Here is a 17,512-nt window from a genome sequence, read left to right on the forward strand (position 1 = left end):
GTGGATTACCCTTCGATGGTCAGCGCTTCGTTTGCGAGCGCTGTTTGCTGTGCTTTGTGCTGGCTGGCCAGGCCCGTGGCGGGCGAGGCAGAGGCGTTGCGGCCCACGTAGCGGGGGCGGGCGTGTTTGGCCGAGATGCGGGTCAGAACCCATTCGAGGTTCGGTTCTACGAAGGTCCACCCACCCTGGTTCTTGGGCTCTTCCTGGCACCAGACGACTTCGGCCTGTTTGAAGCGTTCAAGCTCTTTCACCAGGCTGATCGCCGGGAAGGGATAGAACTGTTCGAGGCGCAGCAGATAGATGTCGTCGATGCCGCGAGCATCACGTTCCTCGAGCAGGTCATAGTAGACCTTGCCCGAACAGATCACCACGCGCTTGATCTTGTCATCGGCGGCGAGGGTGATGCCGGCGGCGCCCTTCTCGGCGTCGTCCCACAGCACGCGGTGGAAAGACGAGCCGGTGGTGAAATCGGCCGCATCGGACACGGCCAGCTTGTGGCGCAGCAGCGATTTCGGCGTCATCAGCACCAACGGCTTGCGGAAGGTGCGGTGCAGCTGGCGGCGCAGGATGTGGAAATAGTTCGCCGGGGTCGAGCAGTTGGCGACGATCCAGTTGTCTTCGGCCGAGTTCTGCAGGAACCGCTCCAGCCGCGCCGAACTGTGTTCAGGGCCCTGGCCCTCGAAGCCGTGGGGCAGCAGCATCACAAGCCCCGACATGCGCAGCCATTTGCGTTCGCCCGAGCTGATGAACTGATCGAACATGATCTGGGCGCCGTTGGCGAAATCGCCGAACTGCGCTTCCCACATCACCAGCGCGTTGGGTTCGGACAGCGAATAGCCGTATTCGAAGCCGAGCACCGCATATTCCGAAAGCATCGAATCGATGACTTCGTAATGGGCCTGGCCTTCGCGGATATGGTTCAGCGGATAATACCGTTCCTCCGTGTCCTGGCTGATGAAGGCCGAGTGGCGCTGAGAGAAGGTGCCGCGCGTGCTGTCCTGGCCGGCGAGGCGCACGGGGTATCCTTCGGTCAGGAGCGAGCCGAAGGCCAGCGACTCGGCGGTGGCCCAGTCGAAGCCCTTTCCGGTGGCGAACATCTCCTTCTTGGTTTCCAGAAGGCGCCCGACCGTCTTGTGCAGGGCAAAGCCCGTGGGGGAGGTGGTCAGCGCGGCGCCGACCTGTTGCATCGTTTCTTCGGTGATCGAGGTATCGCCGCGCTGGTATTCCTCTCCCTCGCGGTTGAGGTGCGACCAGCGGCCATCCAGCCAGTCGGCCTTGTTGGGCTTGTAATCCTTGCCGGCCTCGAACTCTTCGTTCAGATGGGCCTGGAACGCGGCCTTCATATCCTCGATCTCGCCCTCGGGGATCAGCCCGTCCTTGACCAGGCGATCGGTGTAGAGCTGAAGCGTGGTCTTCTGCTTCTTGATCTTCTTGTACATCAGCGGGTTGGTGAACATCGGCTCGTCGCCTTCGTTATGCCCGAAGCGGCGATAGCAGAAGATGTCGATGACCACATCGCGGTGGAATTTCTGGCGGAACTCGGTGGCCACCTTGGCGGCATGCACCACCGCCTCGGGGTCGTCGCCATTGACGTGGAAAATCGGCGCCTCGACCATCAGCGCGATGTCGGTGGGATAGGGCGAGCTGCGCGAGTAATGCGGCGCGGTGGTGAAACCGATCTGGTTGTTCACGACAATGTGGATGGTGCCGCCGGTGCGGTGGCCGACAAGGCCGGACATGCCAAAGCATTCAGCCACGACGCCCTGGCCGGCAAAGGCTGCGTCGCCGTGCAGCAGCACGGGGATCACCGTTTCGCGCTTGGGATCGTTCAGTTGAAACTGCTTGGCGCGGGCCTTGCCCAGCACCACCGGGTTCACCGCCTCGAGGTGGCTGGGGTTCGCGGTGAGCGACAGGTGCACCTTGTTATTGTCGAATTCGCGGTCGCTGGAGGCGCCGAGGTGATATTTCACGTCGCCCGAGCCATCGACATCTTCGGGCTTGAAGCTGCCGCCCTGGAATTCGTTGAAGATGGCGCGATAGGGTTTGGCCATCACGTTGGCCAGCACCGACAGGCGGCCCCGGTGGGGCATACCGATGACGATCTCGCGCGCGCCAAGGGCGCCGCCGCGCTTGATGATCTGCTCCATCGCCGGGATCAGGCTCTCGCCGCCGTCCAGCCCGAAGCGCTTGGTGCCCATGTATTTGACATGGAGGAATTTTTCGAAACCCTCGGCCTCGACCAGCTTGTTGAGGATGGCGCGGCGGCCTTCGCGGGTGAAGGTGATTTCCTTGCCGAAGCCTTCGATCCGTTCCTTCAGCCAGCCGGCCTGTTCAGGGTCGGAGATATGCATGTATTGCAGCGCGAAGGTGCCGCAATAGGTGCGTTTGACGATGTCCAGAATCTCGCGCAGCGATGCGACCTGCAGGCCCAGCACGTTGTCGATGAAGATCGGCCGGTCCATGTCGGCGCTGGTGAAGCCGTAGGATTTCGGGTCCAGCTCGGGGTGCGGGGTCTTGTCCTGCATGCCGAGCGGATCGAGATCGGCCACGAGATGGCCACGGATACGGTAGGCGCGGATGATCATCAGGGCGCGGATCGAATCCAGCACCGCGCGCTTGACCTGCTCGTCAGACAGCGCAACGCCCTTTTCGGCGGCCTTGGCCTTGATCTTCTTGCCGGCGTCCTTCGCCTCGGCCGGGGGGGCGGGCCACTGGCCGTCAAGGGCGGCGGTCAGATCGTCGTCGGGTTGCGGCGGCCAGTCGGTGCGCGCCCACGAGGGGCCGGCGGCCTCTTTCTTGACGTCCATCTCTTCGTCGCCGAGCGCGCGGAAGAACTGCTGCCACGCCTCATCGACCGCGTTGGGATCGTTGGCATAGCGGGCGTAGAGCTGTTCGATATATTCCGCGTTATGCCCCTGCAGGAAGGACGAGGAATGGAAAACGTCGTTGGGGCTTTGCTCGGTCATGGCGACACCTGATGAATTGGCGCCGCGCCCCGTTCGCCGGGGCGCGGCAATTGGTTTGAGGATGGATCAGCCGATAGCCTTGAGCACGGCTTCGCCAAGGCCCGCCGGGCTGTCGGCGACGACGATACCGGCGGATTTCATCGCTTCGATCTTGTCTTCGGCGGCACCCTTGCCACCGGCGACGATGGCACCGGCATGGCCCATCCGGCGGCCCGGAGGCGCGGTGCGCCCGGCGATGAAGCCCGCAGTCGGTTTCCAGCGGCCCTTTTTCTTTTCATCGGCCAGGAATTGCGCGGCTTCTTCTTCCGCGGACCCGCCGATTTCACCGATCATGATGATAGACTGGGTTTCCGGATCGGCCAGGAACATTTCCAGCACGTCGATATGCTCTGTCCCCTTGATCGGGTCGCCGCCGATGCCCACGGCGGTGGACTGGCCCAGACCGGAGTCGGAGGTCTGTTTGACCGCCTCATAGGTCAGCGTGCCCGAGCGCGACACGACGCCGACAGAGCCACGCTTGTGGATGTGGCCGGGCATGATGCCGATCTTGCAGGCGTCGGGGGTGATGACGCCGGGGCAGTTCGGGCCGATCAGGATCGACGAAGACCCTTCCAGCGCGCGCTTGACCTTCATCATGTCCAGCACCGGGATGCCTTCGGTGATGCAGATGATCAGCGGGATCTCTGCGTCGATCGCCTCGAGGATCGAATCCGCCGCGAAGGGCGGCGGCACATAGATCACAGAGGCATTGGCGCCGGAAACGGCGACCGCTTCGTGGCAGGAGTTGAAGACCGGCAGGCCCAGATGGGTCTGCCCGCCTTTGCCGGGGGTCACGCCACCGACCATCTTGGTGCCATAGGCGATCGCCTGTTCGGAGTGGAACGTGCCCTGAGAGCCGGTGAAGCCCTGACAGATAACTTTGGTATTTTCGTCTACGAGGACTGCCATGATTGGTCCTTTGAACTTTAAACTAGTGTTGCGATGTAGATGCGGCTGGTGCCGTCTTCGATGCAGATATTGCCGCCCCGTGCAGAGGAAATGGCGATGAATTCCGGCAGTTCTACGCCACGTTCGGTGAATACCGCGCAGACGGGGGACTGGTCTGCCGGCGCTGCGGTGCTGCCGGGCAGACCGCTGCGCAGGTATTTTCCGGGTGAACGCTGCGCAAGCATCGCACCAATCATCTGCGAGGTTTCGGTAACGCCCATATAGTGGGTTGTTACCGTGCAATCGGGGGCCATCTGTCCCAGATAGATCACAGCCGATGCGGTGTCGGCCGGGGCGGTGAAATGGTAGTTGAGATCACCATTGCCCAGGTTTTCCACACGCTCGGCAAACCCGGCGGCCCTGAAGGCCCCAAGCCAAGCCTCTGAACCCGGATAGGACGCACCGCACAGCTCGACTGCAATGGCGACATTGGCGCGGGCGGCCTCTTTATGGCTTTGGGCCGCGACGGGCGCCGCCGCGAAAACCATGCCAAGAAAAAGGCCGAACCCGCGCATCGCCTTACCCCTTCACCGCTTTAACGATTTTCTCGGCGGCATCGCTGAGGTTGTCGGCGGCGATGACGGCCAGGCCGGATCCGTTGATGATCTCCTTGCCCATCTCGACGTTGGTGCCTTCGAGCCGTACCACCAGCGGAACCTGCAGGCCGACCTCTTTCACCGCGGCGATCACGCCCTCGGCGATGACGTCGCAGCGCATGATGCCACCGAAGATGTTGACGAGGATGCCTTTCACGTTGGGATCGGAGGTGATGATCTTGAACGCTTCGGTCACCTTTTCCTTGGTGGCGCCACCGCCCACGTCGAGGAAGTTGGCAGGCTCGGCCCCGAACAGCTTGATGATGTCCATCGTCGCCATGGCCAGGCCGGCGCCGTTGACCATGCAGCCGATTTCACCGTCCAGCGCGATATAGTTCAGATCGAACTTGGACGCGGCCAGTTCCTTGGAGTCTTCCTCGGTTTCGTCGCGCAGCTCGAGGATGTCGGGCTGGCGGTAGAGCGCGTTGCCGTCGAAGCCGACCTTGGCGTCGAGGCATTTCAGATCGCCGCTGTCGGTCACGATCAGCGGGTTGATCTCCAGCATCTCCATGTCCTTCTCGGTGAAGGCGCGATAGAGGTTGCCCATGAGCGCGACGCATTGCTTGACCTGCTTGCCGGTCAGGCCCAGCGAAAAGGCGATACGGCGGCCATGGAACGGCTGATAGCCGGTGGCCGGATCGACGGAGAAGGACAGGATCTTCTCGGGCGTGGACTCGGCGACCTCTTCGATGTCCATCCCGCCTTCGGTGGAGCAGACGAACGAGATGCGGCTGGTCTGACGATCGACCAGAAGCGCAAGGTAAAGCTCGGTCTCGATGCCCGAGCCGTCTTCGATATAGATGCGGTTGACCTGCTTGCCGGCCGGGCCGGTCTGGTGGGTCACCAGGGTGTGGCCCAGCATCTTGCGGGCTTCCTCGGCGGCTTCCTCGACCGACTTGGCCAGACGCACGCCGCCTTTTTCACCGGCGGCGGCCTCTTTAAACGCGCCCTTGCCGCGGCCGCCGGCGTGGATCTGCGCCTTGACGACCCAAAGCGGACCGTCAAGCTCGCCCGCCGCCGTCTTGGCGTCATGCGGGGTAAGGACGACACGGCCGTCAGAGACCGGTGCGCCATAGTCACGAAGAAGAGCCTTCGCCTGGTATTCATGAATGTTCATGAAACTGTCCCGTTCTAGTGCAATTCTCTGATGTAATGGCACAGTCCGGCGGGGCGGAGAAACGGTTTTCGCGCGGTTTCGTTGAATTATTCCGGGTTTTCAGCTTTTGTGATCACACTTTGGAAAGCTGTGATCACAAATGGCAAGCGGCTATCGCTAACAGAAATTTTGATGTTTCGATTCGGGCGCCAGGCGCCGTTTGCACGCCGCGCCGCAGCATGTTCGCGGGCCCTTGCCTCTTCTGGAACGGCAAAGGGCCGGGTGTGGCAACCCGGCCCTTCACATGTCTGTAGGGCCGAGGCTCAGGCCAGGGTGCTGTCGATGCCCTTGCAGGCCGCGACGAGGCCCTTCACCGCGTCGACCGACTTGTCGAACATCACCTGCTCGTCCTTGTTGAGCTTGATGTCCACGACCTTTTCGATGCCGGCCGCGCCGATGATGGTGGGCACGCCCACATACATGCCCTTCAGGCCGAATTCGCCATCGCAGTAGGCGGCGCAGGGCAGCAGGCGCTTCTGGTCTTTCAGATAGGCCTCTGCCATTTCGATCGCCGAGGTGGCGGGCGCATAGAAAGCAGAGCCGGTTTTCAGCAGGCCGACAATCTCGGCGCCGCCGTCGCGGGTGCGCTGTACGATCGCATCCAGCTTGTCCTGGGTGGTCCAGCCCATCTCGACCAGATCGGGCAGCGGAATGCCGGCAACGGTGGAGTAGCGCGCAAGCGGCACCATGGTATCGCCGTGGCCGCCAAGCACGAAGGCGGTGACGTCTTTCATCGAGACGCCGAATTCGACGCTGAGGAAATGGCGGAAGCGGGCGCTGTCGAGCACACCGGCCATGCCGACGACCTTGGCATGGGGCAGGCCGGAGAATTCGCGCAGGGCCCAGACCATCGCGTCCAGCGGATTGGTGATGCAGATCACGAAGGCGTCGGGGGCATGGGTGGCGATACCTTCGCCGACCGATTTCATGACCTTCAGGTTGATGCCCAGCAGGTCATCGCGGCTCATGCCCGGCTTGCGGGGCACGCCGGCGGTGACGATGCAGACGTCGGCGCCCGCGATATCGGCATAGTCGGTAGTGCCTTTCAGCGACGCGTCGAACCCTTCGGAGGGGCCGGATTCAGCGATATCAAGCGCCTTGCCCTGGGGGGTGCCATCGGCAATGTCGAACAGGACGACGTCGCCAAGTTCCTTGATCGCGGCCAGGTGGGCGAGCGTGCCGCCGATTTGTCCCGCGCCGATGAGAGCGATCTTGGGTCTGGACATGAGGTTATTCCCTGTCTGTTTGAATTGGCCGATGCCTAGCCATTCGCAACGCGTCGTGCAAGCCTGCTGCGGCGCGGCGGCGCTGCATCGGCGCTTTTGCTGGCGCTAACGTTAGGGTATGGCTGGAAAATGTGCAGGTTTTCGGGGTGGCGCGGATGTTGAGCATGGATACCTCTTTTTTCGCCCTGGCCATACCGGCGGTGATGTTCGCGGGTGTTTCCAAGGGCGGGTTCGGAGGGGGAGCGGCATTTGCCGCAACGCCGATTCTGGCGCTGATCCTGCCGCCGGCGCTGGCGCTGGGGATGATGCTGCCACTGCTGATGCTGGCCGACCTGGCCATGCTGGGGCCGTTCTGGCAGCAGTGGCACTGGCCCTGCGCGAAGCGGCTGATCCTGGGGGCGGTGCCCGGCGTGGTGCTGGGGGCGCTGCTTTACCGGGCTGCCGATCCCGATGTTTTCCGCCTGCTGATCGGCGTCATGGCGGTGCTGTTCGTGGCGTTTCAGCTGGCGATGCGGTTCAGGCTGTTCCGGTTCCGGGCGCAGCCGTTTTCGCCGCAGGTCGGCGCGGCGGCGGGGGTGGCGGCCGGGTTCACCAGCTTTGTCAGCCATGCGGGCGGGCCGCCGGTGGCGGTGTATCTTCTGGCCGAGGGGCTGGGAAAGACCGCGTTTCAGGCCACTACTGTTCTGGTGTTCTGGGTGGTCAATGCCCTGAAATTCGTTCCCTATTCCTTTCTGGGAATTTTCAGCGCCGATACGGTGAAGGCGGATCTGTATCTGGCGCCATTCATGCTGATCGGCGCGTGGCTCGGGGTAAAGGCGCATCGCATGGTGCCGGAGCGGGTGTTTTTCGGTATTACCTATACCCTGCTGACCCTGACTGGCAGCAAGCTGATCTGGGACGCGTTGACATAAATCAGCCCCGGCGCGCATCGCTTCATCAGGGGCAATTCTGCGCCGCGGCAAATCAAGGGTTGCCTGTTGCTGCGCAGATGTGATGGTTTGCGCAACAAAATTGCGGGAGAGAAGAATCATGGATCAGAACGCACGGCCTTACCGGTCTGTCCTATATATCCCCGGGTCCAAGGAACGGGCGCTGGACAAGGCGCGCGGCCTGGCGGTGGATGCGATCATCTTTGATCTGGAAGACGCGGTCGCGGTTGAGGAAAAGGCGAATGCCCGAACCTTGCTGGCCGAAACGCTGAAGGCGGGCGGCTATGGGGCGCGCGCAAAGATCGTGCGGATCAACGGGCTCGATACCGATTGGGGCCGGGCGGATATCGCGGCGGTCGCGGGCTGTGGGGCGGATGCGATCCTGATCCCGAAGGTGGGATCGGCGGCGGATGTTCAGGCGGTGGCCGAACTTGTCCCCGATGTGCCGCTCTGGGCGATGATGGAGACCTCGGCCGGGATGCTGCATGCCGAAGAGATCGCCGCGCATCCGCGCATGGCGGGTTTCGTGATGGGCACCAATGATCTGGCGAAAGAGCTGAAATGCCGGTTTCGGGCCGACCGGCTGCCGATGCTGACCGCGCTGCAGCTTTGCCTGATGGCGGCGCGGATGCACGGGATCGTGGCGGTGGACGGGGTTTATAATGCGTTCAAGGACGAAGAGGGGCTGAAGGCCGAATGTGATCAGGGCCGCGACATGGGCTTCGATGGCAAGACGCTGATCCATCCGGCGCAGGTGGCCATCGCCAACGCCGCCTTCGCCCCGACCGAAGAAGAGATTGATCTGGCCCGCCGTCAGATCGCCGCCTTCGAGGCGGCCGAGGCCGCAGGGCAGGGCGTGGCGGTTGTGGATGGCCGGATCGTGGAAAATCTGCATATCGTGACGGCAAGGGAAACCCTGGCCAAGGCAGAGGCTATTGCCGGGCTTGGATAAGCGCTATGATGTGAATGCATTTCACATTTGAGGAGAGACATGATGCCCCTGTTGATACTCGGTCTGCTGGTCTGGTCGGTCCCGCATCTGTTCAAGCGCCTGGCGCCGGAGATGCGGGCGGGACTGGGCGACAAGTTCAAGGGCGTCGTTGCCCTGCTGGTGGTTGCCGGCGTGGTGCTGATGGTGATCGGCTATCGCGGCGCCGAGGTGGTGCCGCTGTGGTATCCGCCAAGCTGGACGATGCATCTGACCGATCTGCTGATGCTCTTCGCCGTCGCGCTGTTCGGGCTTGGAAATTCCAAGAGCCGGTTGCGCGGCCGGTTGCGGCACCCGATGCTGCTGGGTGTGATCACATGGGCGGTGGGCCATCTGCTGGTGAATGGCGATCTGGCCTCGGTCGTGCTGTTCGGGGGCATGCTGATCTGGGCGGTTTTGTCGATCTTCGCGATCAACGCCCGCGAACCCGAGTGGGAGCGGTGGCAGGGTGGCAGCGTGGCAGGTGATATCCGGCTGGGTGTGATCACGGTTGTGGTCTATGCGGCCATCGCGGGGATCCACTACTGGATCGGCCCGTCGCCCTTTCCCATGTGATGCCGATGAAAGCCTATCGTTTGCTGACCGAGGAAGACACGTCGGCCTTTTGCCACAAGGTGACGGAGGCGCTGTCGAAGGGCTGGGTTCTTTATGGGGATCCGGCCTATGCCTTTGACGCGGCCACCGGAAAGATGCGCTGCGCACAGGCCGTGGTGAAGGACGTGGCGGGCGACTATGCGCCCGATGTGAAACTGGGAGCGTTGTGAGCATGGCCAAGACCAATCCGGGCCGGTTTTTCGAAGATTACAAGCTGGGGCAGGTGATCGCCCATGCGGTGCCGCGCACCCTGTCGGGCGGCGAGCGGGCGCTGTATCACGCGCTGTACCCGGCGCGGCATGCGCTTTATTCCTCGGATGACTTCGCGCGGGCCTGCGGCCTGCCCGCCGCGCCACTGGATGACATGATCGCCTTTCACACGGTGTTCGGAAAGACGGTGCCGGATGTTTCGCTGAACGCGGTGGCCAATCTGGGCTATGCCGAGGGGCGGTTTCTGATGCCGGTCTATCCGGGTGATACGCTGCGGTCCGAGAGCGAGGTGATCGGGCTGAAGCAGAACTCCAACGGTAAATCAGGGGTGGTTTACGTGCGGACGCGCGGGCTGAACCAGCGGGCAGAGGTGGTTCTGGAGTACATGCGCTGGGTGATGGTGCGCAAGCGCGACCCGGAGGCGGCGGCGCCCGACACGGTGATTCCGGCGCTGGCCGATGTCGTCGATCCGGGCGATCTGATGATCCCGCCGGGCCTGGATTTCAGCGGCTATGATTTCACATTGGCGGGCGAGCCGCATCGCTGGGGCGATTACGAGCCGGGTGAGACCATCGACCATGTCGATGGCGTGACCATCGAAGAGGCCGAGCACATGATCGCCACGCGGCTGTGGCAGAACACCGCCAAGGTGCATTTCGATGCCACCTTCCGGCCCGACGGCCAGCGGCTGATCTATGGCGGGCATGTGATCTCCATGGCCCGGGCACTTTCGTTCAACGGGCTGGCCAATGCGCAGATGATCGTGGGGCTGAACGGCGGAGCCCATGCCAACCCCTGTTTCAGCGGCGACACGGTGAAGGCCTGGTCGGAGGTGCTGGACAAGGCGGAAACCGATGCGCCGGGCGTTGGCGCGATCCGGCTGCGGTTGGTGGCGGTGAAGGGTGATGCGGAACCGTTCGCCCTGAAGGGGACGGACGGGAAATACAGCCCGGACGTTCTGCTGGACCTCGATTATTGGGCGCTGATGCCCCGGTAGGCCAGGGTGGGGGTTTTTGTGATCACGCAAGCAATTTGCGTGATCACAAAGCGGCACTTTTCGCGTCGGGAAGCTGAAATTCCGCATGTTCAGCGCTAACGAGCCGTGACTCGACGGAAAAAATCGGTAACACCACACCCAAGCTACCAGACAGAAAGAAGGTCCAATCATGGCAGACGTGAACCGGGGGAACCGGCCGCTTTCCCCCCACCTTCAGATTTACCGGCCGCAGCTTACCTCCATCACCTCGATCCTGACACGGATCACCGGCAATGCGCTGCTTGTGGGCGCGATCCTGGTCGTGTGGTGGTTCCTGGCGGCGGCGAGCGGGCCGGAATATTTCGCGTTCGCCGATGGTATCATCACATCCTGGCTGGGCGATCTGGTGATGTTCGGATCGGTCTGGGCGCTGTGGTATCACGCGCTGGCCGGTGTCCGGCATCTGATCTGGGATACGGGCCGCGGCCTGGAGCTGCCTGTCGCGATGAAGCTGGGCTGGGCTGCCATCATCGGGTCTGTCGTTCTGACGATCCTTACCGTTATCGTGATTTGAGGAGGGAAGCGGGATGGCATTTCTGACCGATCGCAAACGCGCCGTGGGCATGGGTGCGGCCCATTCCGGGGCGCATCACATGTGGGGCATGACCGTCAGCTCCGTGGCGCTGCTGATCCTGGTGCCGCTGTTCGTCTTCACCTTCGGGCCGATGCTGGGCAAGCCCTATGAAGAGGTGATCGCCTATTTCGAACATCCCTTCCCGGCGATCGTGGCGGCGCTGACCATCGTGGTGGGCTTCGTGCATTTCAAGAACGGGGTGCAGTCGCCGATCGAAGATTACACCGACGGGCTGACCCGCAAGATCCTGATCATTGCGATGACCTGCCTGAGCTACGCGGCGGCGGCGACGGGCGTGTTCGCCATCGCCCGTATCGCGCTTTAAGGAGCACCGAAAAACATGGCTGCATACGAATACGAGACGCATACCTATGACGTCGTGGTCGTTGGTGCGGGCGGCTCCGGCCTGCGCGCCACGCTGGGCATGGCCGAGCAGGGGCTGCGCACCGCCTGTGTGACCAAGGTTTTCCCGACACGGTCGCACACGGTTGCCGCCCAGGGCGGTATCGCCGCATCGCTGAGCAACATGGGCCCCGACAACTGGCAGTGGCACATGTATGACACGGTCAAGGGTTCGGACTGGCTGGGCGATACCGACGCGATGGAATATCTGGCGCGCGAGGCGCCCAAGGCCGTGTATGAGCTGGAGCATTACGGCGTTCCGTTCAGCCGCACCGAAGAGGGCAAGATCTATCAGCGCCCCTTTGGCGGCCATACCACCGAATTCGGCGAAGGCCCCCCGGTGCAGCGTACCTGCGCGGCGGCCGACCGCACCGGCCACGCCATTCTGCACACGCTCTATGGCCAGTCGCTGAAGAACAACGCCGAGTTCTACATCGAATATTTCGCCATCGACCTGATCATGTCGGAAGACGGGCAGTGTCAGGGCGTTGTCTGCTGGAAGCTGGATGATGGCACGATCCATGTGTTCAACGCCAAGATGGTCGTGCTGGCCACCGGCGGCTATGGCCGCGCCTATTTCAGCGCCACCTCGGCCCATACCTGCACCGGCGACGGTGGCGGCATGGCCGCGCGGGCCGGGCTGGCGCTGCAGGACATGGAATTCGTGCAGTTCCACCCCACCGGCATCTACGGTTCGGGCTGCCTGATCACCGAAGGCGCGCGCGGCGAGGGCGGATATCTGACCAACTCCGAAGGCGAGCGGTTCATGGAACGCTACGCGCCGACCTACAAGGATCTGGCGTCGCGCGATGTGGTCAGCCGCTGCATCACCATGGAAATCCGCGAAGGGCGCGGTGTGGGCCCCGAGAAGGACCATATGCACCTGCACCTGAACCACCTGCCGCCCGAAGCGCTGGCCGAACGCCTGCCCGGCATTTCGGAAAGCGCCCGGATCTTCGCCGGGGTGGATGTGACCAAGGAACCGATCCCGATCCTGCCGACCGTGCATTACAACATGGGCGGCATCCCCACCAACTATTGGGGCGAGGTTCTGAACCCGACCGCCGACAACCCGGACGCCATCGCGCCGGGCCTGATGGCCGTGGGCGAGGCGGGCTGCGCCTCGGTGCATGGGGCGAACCGGCTGGGCTCGAACTCGCTGATCGATCTGGTGGTGTTCGGTCGCGCCGCCGCAATCCGTGCCGCCAAGGTGGTGGATCCGGAAGCCGAGAACCCGGTGCTGAACCAGGCCTCGATCGACAAGGCGCTGGACCGGTTCGATACGCTGCGCAACGCCAACGGCTCGATCCCGACCGCCGATCTGCGGCTCGAGATGCAAAAGACGATGCAGGCCGACGCCGCCGTGTTCCGCACCGACAAATCGCTGGCCGAGGGCGTCGGGAAGATGCAGGCCGTCGCCGCCAAGATGGCCGACATCAAGGTTTCCGACCGCAGCCTGGTCTGGAACAGCGATCTGATGGAAACGCTGGAGCTGACCAACCTGATGCCCAACGCGCTGGCCACCATCGTCGGGGCCGAGGCGCGCAAGGAAAGCCGCGGCGCCCATGCGCATGAGGATTACCCCGATCGCGACGATGCCAACTGGCGCAAGCATTCGCTGGCCCGGATCGAAGGCAATACGGTACAGCTCGATTATCGCCCGGTTCACCTTGATCCTCTGACCACGCAGGATGAAGGTGGGATTGATCTGAAGAAAATCGCGCCCAAGGCGCGGATTTATTAAGGAGACGGAACGATGGTTCAATTCACGCTTCCGAAGAATTCCAAGATCAAGACCGGGAAGACCTGGCCCAAGCCCGAAGGCGCGACCAATGTGCGGAAGTTCCAGATTTACCGCTGGAACCCCGATGACGGGCAGAACCCGCAGGTAGACACGTATTTCGTGGATATGGATAGCTGCGGCCCGATGATCCTGGACGCGCTGATCAAGATCAAGAACGAGATCGACCCGACGCTGACCTTCCGCCGCTCGTGCCGCGAGGGCATCTGTGGATCCTGCGCGATGAATATCGACGGGATCAACACGCTGGCCTGCATCTATGGCATGGATGAGGTGAAGGGCGATGTGAAGATCTATCCGCTGCCGCATATGCCGGTGGTCAAGGATCTGATCCCCGATCTCACCCATTTCTACGCCCAGCATGCCAGCATCATGCCCTGGCTGGAAACCAAGACAAACCGCCCGCAGAAAGAGTGGCGCCAGTCGATCGAGGACCGCAAGAAGCTCGACGGGCTTTATGAATGCGTGATGTGCGCCTCCTGCTCGACCTCCTGCCCCAGCTACTGGTGGAACGGCGACCGCTATCTTGGCCCCGCCGCGCTGTTGCATGCCTATCGCTGGATCATCGACAGCCGCGACGAAGCCACGCCCGAGCGTCTGGATGATCTGGAAGATCCGTTCAAGCTCTACCGTTGCCACACGATCATGAACTGCGCCAAGACCTGCCCCAAGGGGCTGAACCCGGCCAAGGCGATTGCCGAGATCAAGAAGATGATGGTCGAGCGCGCGGTCTGACGGGCGCCGCGCGTGCTGCCCGAGAGCCTGGTCGGCGCGCTGTTGCTGTCGTCGATAGCGGGGGCCGCCATACCGGTCGGGGGCATCATCGCGGCCTTCGAGAATTTCCGGCCCGGCTGGATGGAGCGCGAGTTCCGGCATAGCGTCGTCGCCTTTGGCGGCGGCGTTCTGCTTTCGGCAGTGGCGCTGGTGTTGGTGCCGGAAGGGGCGGCACGGCTGCCGTCACCGGCCGCGCTGGCGCTGTTCGGCGCGGGCGGTTTCGTGTTCTTTCTGTTCGATCGCCGGTTGCATGAACACGGTGGATCGGGGGCGCAGCTTCTGGCGATGGTGCTGGATTTCGTGCCCGAGGCGATGGCCCTTGGCGCGATGCTGGTCAGCGATGCGGCCACGGCGCGGCTGCTGGCGCTGCTGATCGCGCTGCAAAACCTGCCCGAGGCGTTCAACGCCTACCGTGAGCTGAAATCCGGCTATGGACTGTCTGCCCGGCGTCTGATCGGCTTTTTCGCCGCGCTTGCCCTGCTTGGCCCGGCCGCCGCGTTGCTGGGCGAAGAGGTGCTGTTTGCCATGCCACGATTGCTGGGCGGCATCATGCTGTTCGCGGGTGGCGGCATTCTTTACCTCACCTTCGCCGACATCGCGCCGCAGGCCAAGCTGGAACGGCACTGGGCGCCGCCGCTCGGCGCGGTCGCGGGGTTCATGGTGGGCCTCGCCGGAGAGCTTTACGTGACCTAGGCCGCAGCGGCATCAGGGGAGTTGCGTGGCCCGCAGGGTGGCGCGGTCGATCGACCAGCGGATCAGTTTGGTCGGGCAGCACCGGGGATCGTCGGGTCCGAGGGTCAGGGTCGTTACCTCGATCCGGTCGGGAAAGAAGCGGGGATCTTGCGGCTCCATCCCGAACAGCCCCTGCAACGGGCCGACGAAGGCAAAGCCGTTTGCGCCCTTGCGGAAATAGCCGGTGGTCAGCTGGATTGCATTGCCGCCGGTCGGGCTGGATTGATACAGCAGTGCGATGGCTTCGGTCGCGCGGGCGCTGTCGGCACTGTCGGGCAGCCAGACGGCACCGCCGTCGCCGGTATAGGGGCCCAGCGTGCTGCCGATCAGCGCGCCCAGGTTGCCCCATTCATCGCTCTGGGCCAGAACCGGGGTGCCAAGGGCCATCAGTGCCATCAGGCAGGCAGATCTAAAAAACGTCATTTCAAATCCCTTCTGAAATACAGGCGCCCGGTCTGGCGCGCCGGGCCTAGCAATATCGTTCCACCCCGATGATTTGTGCGTCGCTGTAGCGATCGCCATGGGCAAAGCCGGCGGGCAGCAGCCGCTCGATTTCGGCGCGATCATCTTCGGTGAGGGCAATGTCGTACGCACCCAGCCATTCGCGCAGATGCGCGGCGCTGCGCGTGCCGGGGATCGGGATCAGGTGTTCGCCCTTGTCCAGCACCCAGGCCAGCGCCGCGGCGGAGACCGCCCAGCCGCGATCCCGGCAAAAGCGGCGGAACCCGTCGACGGCGGCAAGGTTGTAGCCGTAGTTCGGCTGGGTGAACCGCGGGTTGGTGCGGCGCCAGTCCTTCGGCTCCATCTGTTCGGGGTCCAGCGGCACCTCGCCCAGCATGCCGCGCGCCAGCGGTGAGAAGGGGATAAAGGCTACGCCAAGCTCCCGGCAGGTCTGGAGCAGGCCCAGTTCGGGCTGGCGGGACCACAGCGAATATTCGTTCTGCACCGCCATGCAGGGGTGCACCGCATGGGCCCGCCGCACGGTAGAGGGGGCAACCTCCGACAGGCCGTAGCCACCGATCAGCCCTTCGCCGATCAGCGTAGCCAGGGTTTCCACCACTTCTTCGACCGGCCGCTCCGCCTCGCGCCGGTGGATATAGTAAAGCTCCACATGGTCGCGGCCCAGCCGCTTCAACGAAGCTTCGAGTTCCGAGCGGATGTAATCGGCGGAATTGTCAAACCGGCGCGGCGGGCCGGGGACGATGCCGACCTTGGTGGCGATGGTGACCCGGGCCTTGCTTTCCGTCAGGAACCGGCCGACCACGTTTTCCGAGCGACCCATGCCATAGATATTGGCGGTATCGAAAAAGTCGATCCCGGCGTCGACGGCGGCTTGCATACAGGCCATGCTGGCGTCTTCGTCGGTGCTGCCGAAGAAGCCGGCAAAGCTCATGCAGCCCAGGCCGATGGCGCTGGCCTCGGGACCGGTGGCGCCAAGTCTGCGTTTTTGCATGTTCGTCTCTCCCAAGGTCAGGCGAAGGCGGCCTGAAGCGCGATTTCGACCATGGCGCCGAAGCCGGTTTCGCGATCTTCGGACGGCAGCGCCTGATGTGTCAGCAGGTGGTCCGATACGGTGAGCACCGCCAGCGCCCGGCGGCCATGGCGGGCGGCGAGATTGTACAGTTCCGCCGCCTCCATCTCGACCCCCAGAATGCCGTGGCGGACCATCTGTTCGTTCAGATCGGGGCGTTCATCGTAGAAAACGTCTGATGAATAGATGCCGCCGACATGGGTGGTAACGCCTTTGGCCGCCGCCGCATCCGCCGCCGCGCGCAGCAGCCCGTAATCGGCGCAGGGGGCAAAGTTCAGCTCTCTGAAAATGCCGCTCGACGGGGTGGAGAGGCTGGACGAGGTCATCGCGAGGATCACGTCGCGCAGTTTCACGGTTTCCTGCATCGCCCCGCAGGAGCCGATGCGGATCAGGGTTTGCGCGTTATACTCGGCGATCAGCTCGTTGGCGTAAATCGAGAGCGACGGCATGCCCATGCCCGAGCCGTGGATCGTGACCCGGTTTCCCTTCCACGTGCCGGTGAAACCCAGCATCCCGCGCACCTGGTTCACGCAGACAGGGTTTTCCAGAAACGTCTCGGCCGCCCATTTCGCACGATAAGGATCGCCGGGCAAAAGGACGGTTTCGGCGATGTCGCCGGGTTTCGCGCCGATGTGGATGGTCATCGTGGACCCTCAGATCGCCAGATCGCTCAGCGGTGTTCCGTTCTCGAGCGCTTCCTTCATCCAGCCGGGCGGGCGCCCCTTGCCGCTCCAGGTCTGGCTGGGGTTTTCGGGGTTGCGGTATTTCGCCGGCAGCTTGGTCTTTTTGGCGGGCTTGGCGCCATCGACAAGCGGCATCAACTCGTCCAGCGTGAAGCCATGGGTCTTGGCGGCTTGCTTGACGGCCTCGAGCGCTTTCTTCTTTTCCTCTACGGCCAGCCGATCCAGCGCCTTGTCGATCCGGCTGCGCAGCGCCAGCAGATCTTCGCGCGACATCGTGTTCAGGTCGGTGTTCATTGCGTACTCCCCAATTTATCCCGCAAAAGACAG

At 63.3% G+C, this 17,512-nt stretch carries 19 protein-coding genes; 10 read left to right on the forward strand and 9 right to left on the reverse strand.

Annotated elements, in window-relative coordinates:
• Positions 1-5: 5 nt before the first annotated feature.
• The 5 genes from TQ29_RS02405 to mdh all read right to left on the reverse strand — a co-directional run bounded on the left by TQ29_RS02405 (position 6) and on the right by mdh (position 6,931).
• Positions 6-2,966: a 2-oxoglutarate dehydrogenase E1 component gene (locus tag TQ29_RS02405; RefSeq protein ID WP_054537867.1), complete on the reverse strand. Its 2,961-nt coding sequence runs from the start codon at positions 2,964-2,966 to the stop codon at positions 6-8.
• A 66-nt stretch (positions 2,967-3,032) separates the two neighbouring features.
• Positions 3,033-3,914, reverse strand: coding sequence for a succinate--CoA ligase subunit alpha (gene sucD / locus TQ29_RS02410; RefSeq protein WP_037209641.1), 882 nt, complete (start codon positions 3,912-3,914; stop codon positions 3,033-3,035).
• Positions 3,915-3,931: 17 nt separating this feature from the next.
• A complete protein-coding gene (locus TQ29_RS02415) occupies positions 3,932-4,468 on the reverse strand; it encodes a hypothetical protein (protein ID WP_054537868.1) in 537 nt (178 codons plus the stop codon).
• Between the two features lie 4 nt (positions 4,469-4,472).
• Positions 4,473-5,666, reverse strand: coding sequence for an ADP-forming succinate--CoA ligase subunit beta (sucC, locus tag TQ29_RS02420; protein WP_054537869.1), 1,194 nt, complete (start codon positions 5,664-5,666; stop codon positions 4,473-4,475).
• A gap of 302 nt (positions 5,667-5,968) precedes the next feature.
• Positions 5,969-6,931, reverse strand: coding sequence for a malate dehydrogenase (gene mdh / locus TQ29_RS02425; RefSeq protein WP_054537870.1), 963 nt, complete (start codon positions 6,929-6,931; stop codon positions 5,969-5,971).
• A gap of 155 nt (positions 6,932-7,086) precedes the next feature.
• Here mdh and TQ29_RS02430 point away from each other — a divergent pair, with 155 nt between their 5' ends.
• The 10 genes from TQ29_RS02430 (at position 7,087) to TQ29_RS02475 (ending at position 14,932) form a co-directional block, all read left to right on the forward strand.
• Positions 7,087-7,842, forward strand: coding sequence for a sulfite exporter TauE/SafE family protein (locus TQ29_RS02430; protein ID WP_054540290.1), 756 nt, complete (start codon positions 7,087-7,089; stop codon positions 7,840-7,842).
• A gap of 118 nt (positions 7,843-7,960) precedes the next feature.
• The gene (locus TQ29_RS02435) at positions 7,961-8,812 is read left to right on the forward strand and encodes a CoA ester lyase (RefSeq protein ID WP_054537871.1); all 852 of its coding nucleotides are present in this window, start codon (positions 7,961-7,963) and stop codon (positions 8,810-8,812) included.
• 42 nt (positions 8,813-8,854) lie between these two features.
• Positions 8,855-9,403, forward strand: coding sequence for an NnrU family protein (locus TQ29_RS02440; protein ID WP_054540291.1), 549 nt, complete (start codon positions 8,855-8,857; stop codon positions 9,401-9,403).
• 5 nt (positions 9,404-9,408) lie between these two features.
• On the forward strand, positions 9,409-9,612 hold the full coding sequence (locus TQ29_RS02445; RefSeq protein ID WP_037209631.1) for a DUF1737 domain-containing protein: 204 nt from the start codon (positions 9,409-9,411) through the stop codon (positions 9,610-9,612).
• 2 nt (positions 9,613-9,614) lie between these two features.
• Positions 9,615-10,649, forward strand: coding sequence for a MaoC family dehydratase (locus TQ29_RS02450; protein WP_054537872.1), 1,035 nt, complete (start codon positions 9,615-9,617; stop codon positions 10,647-10,649).
• Between the two features lie 169 nt (positions 10,650-10,818).
• On the forward strand, positions 10,819-11,202 hold the full coding sequence (sdhC, locus tag TQ29_RS02455; RefSeq protein ID WP_054537873.1) for a succinate dehydrogenase, cytochrome b556 subunit: 384 nt from the start codon (positions 10,819-10,821) through the stop codon (positions 11,200-11,202).
• A 13-nt stretch (positions 11,203-11,215) separates the two neighbouring features.
• The gene (gene sdhD, locus TQ29_RS02460) at positions 11,216-11,587 is read left to right on the forward strand and encodes a succinate dehydrogenase, hydrophobic membrane anchor protein (protein ID WP_037209625.1); all 372 of its coding nucleotides are present in this window, start codon (positions 11,216-11,218) and stop codon (positions 11,585-11,587) included.
• Positions 11,588-11,602: 15 nt separating this feature from the next.
• On the forward strand, positions 11,603-13,408 hold the full coding sequence (gene sdhA, locus TQ29_RS02465; protein WP_054537874.1) for a succinate dehydrogenase flavoprotein subunit: 1,806 nt from the start codon (positions 11,603-11,605) through the stop codon (positions 13,406-13,408).
• Positions 13,409-13,420: 12 nt separating this feature from the next.
• The gene (locus TQ29_RS02470) at positions 13,421-14,200 is read left to right on the forward strand and encodes a succinate dehydrogenase iron-sulfur subunit (RefSeq protein ID WP_037209622.1); all 780 of its coding nucleotides are present in this window, start codon (positions 13,421-13,423) and stop codon (positions 14,198-14,200) included.
• A gap of 12 nt (positions 14,201-14,212) precedes the next feature.
• The gene (locus TQ29_RS02475; protein ID WP_255353373.1) at positions 14,213-14,932 is read left to right on the forward strand and encodes a ZIP family metal transporter; all 720 of its coding nucleotides are present in this window, start codon (positions 14,213-14,215) and stop codon (positions 14,930-14,932) included.
• Positions 14,933-14,944: 12 nt separating this feature from the next.
• Here the strand turns inward: TQ29_RS02475 and TQ29_RS02480 are convergent, their stop codons facing one another.
• From TQ29_RS02480 to TQ29_RS02495, 4 genes are read right to left on the reverse strand one after another with little or no spacing between them, the layout of a single operon-like run.
• Positions 14,945-15,394, reverse strand: a complete 450-nt coding sequence (locus TQ29_RS02480; protein ID WP_157445495.1) for a hypothetical protein — start codon at positions 15,392-15,394, stop codon at positions 14,945-14,947.
• 46 nt (positions 15,395-15,440) lie between these two features.
• On the reverse strand, positions 15,441-16,424 hold the full coding sequence (locus tag TQ29_RS02485) for an aldo/keto reductase (protein ID WP_054537876.1): 984 nt from the start codon (positions 16,422-16,424) through the stop codon (positions 15,441-15,443).
• Positions 16,425-16,441: 17 nt separating this feature from the next.
• Positions 16,442-17,146 (reverse strand): purine-nucleoside phosphorylase, encoded by a 705-nt coding sequence (gene deoD, locus TQ29_RS02490; protein WP_054537877.1) that lies wholly within the window; start codon positions 17,144-17,146, stop codon positions 16,442-16,444.
• Between the two features lie 9 nt (positions 17,147-17,155).
• Positions 17,156-17,479, reverse strand: coding sequence for an H-NS family nucleoid-associated regulatory protein (locus TQ29_RS02495; RefSeq protein WP_054537878.1), 324 nt, complete (start codon positions 17,477-17,479; stop codon positions 17,156-17,158).
• Positions 17,480-17,512 lie beyond the last annotated feature (33 nt).

Origin of the sequence: Actibacterium sp. EMB200-NS6, from assembly GCF_001305615.1 — a bacterium.
Classification (GTDB): Bacteria; Pseudomonadota; Alphaproteobacteria; order Rhodobacterales; family Rhodobacteraceae; genus Actibacterium_A; species Actibacterium_A naphthalenivorans.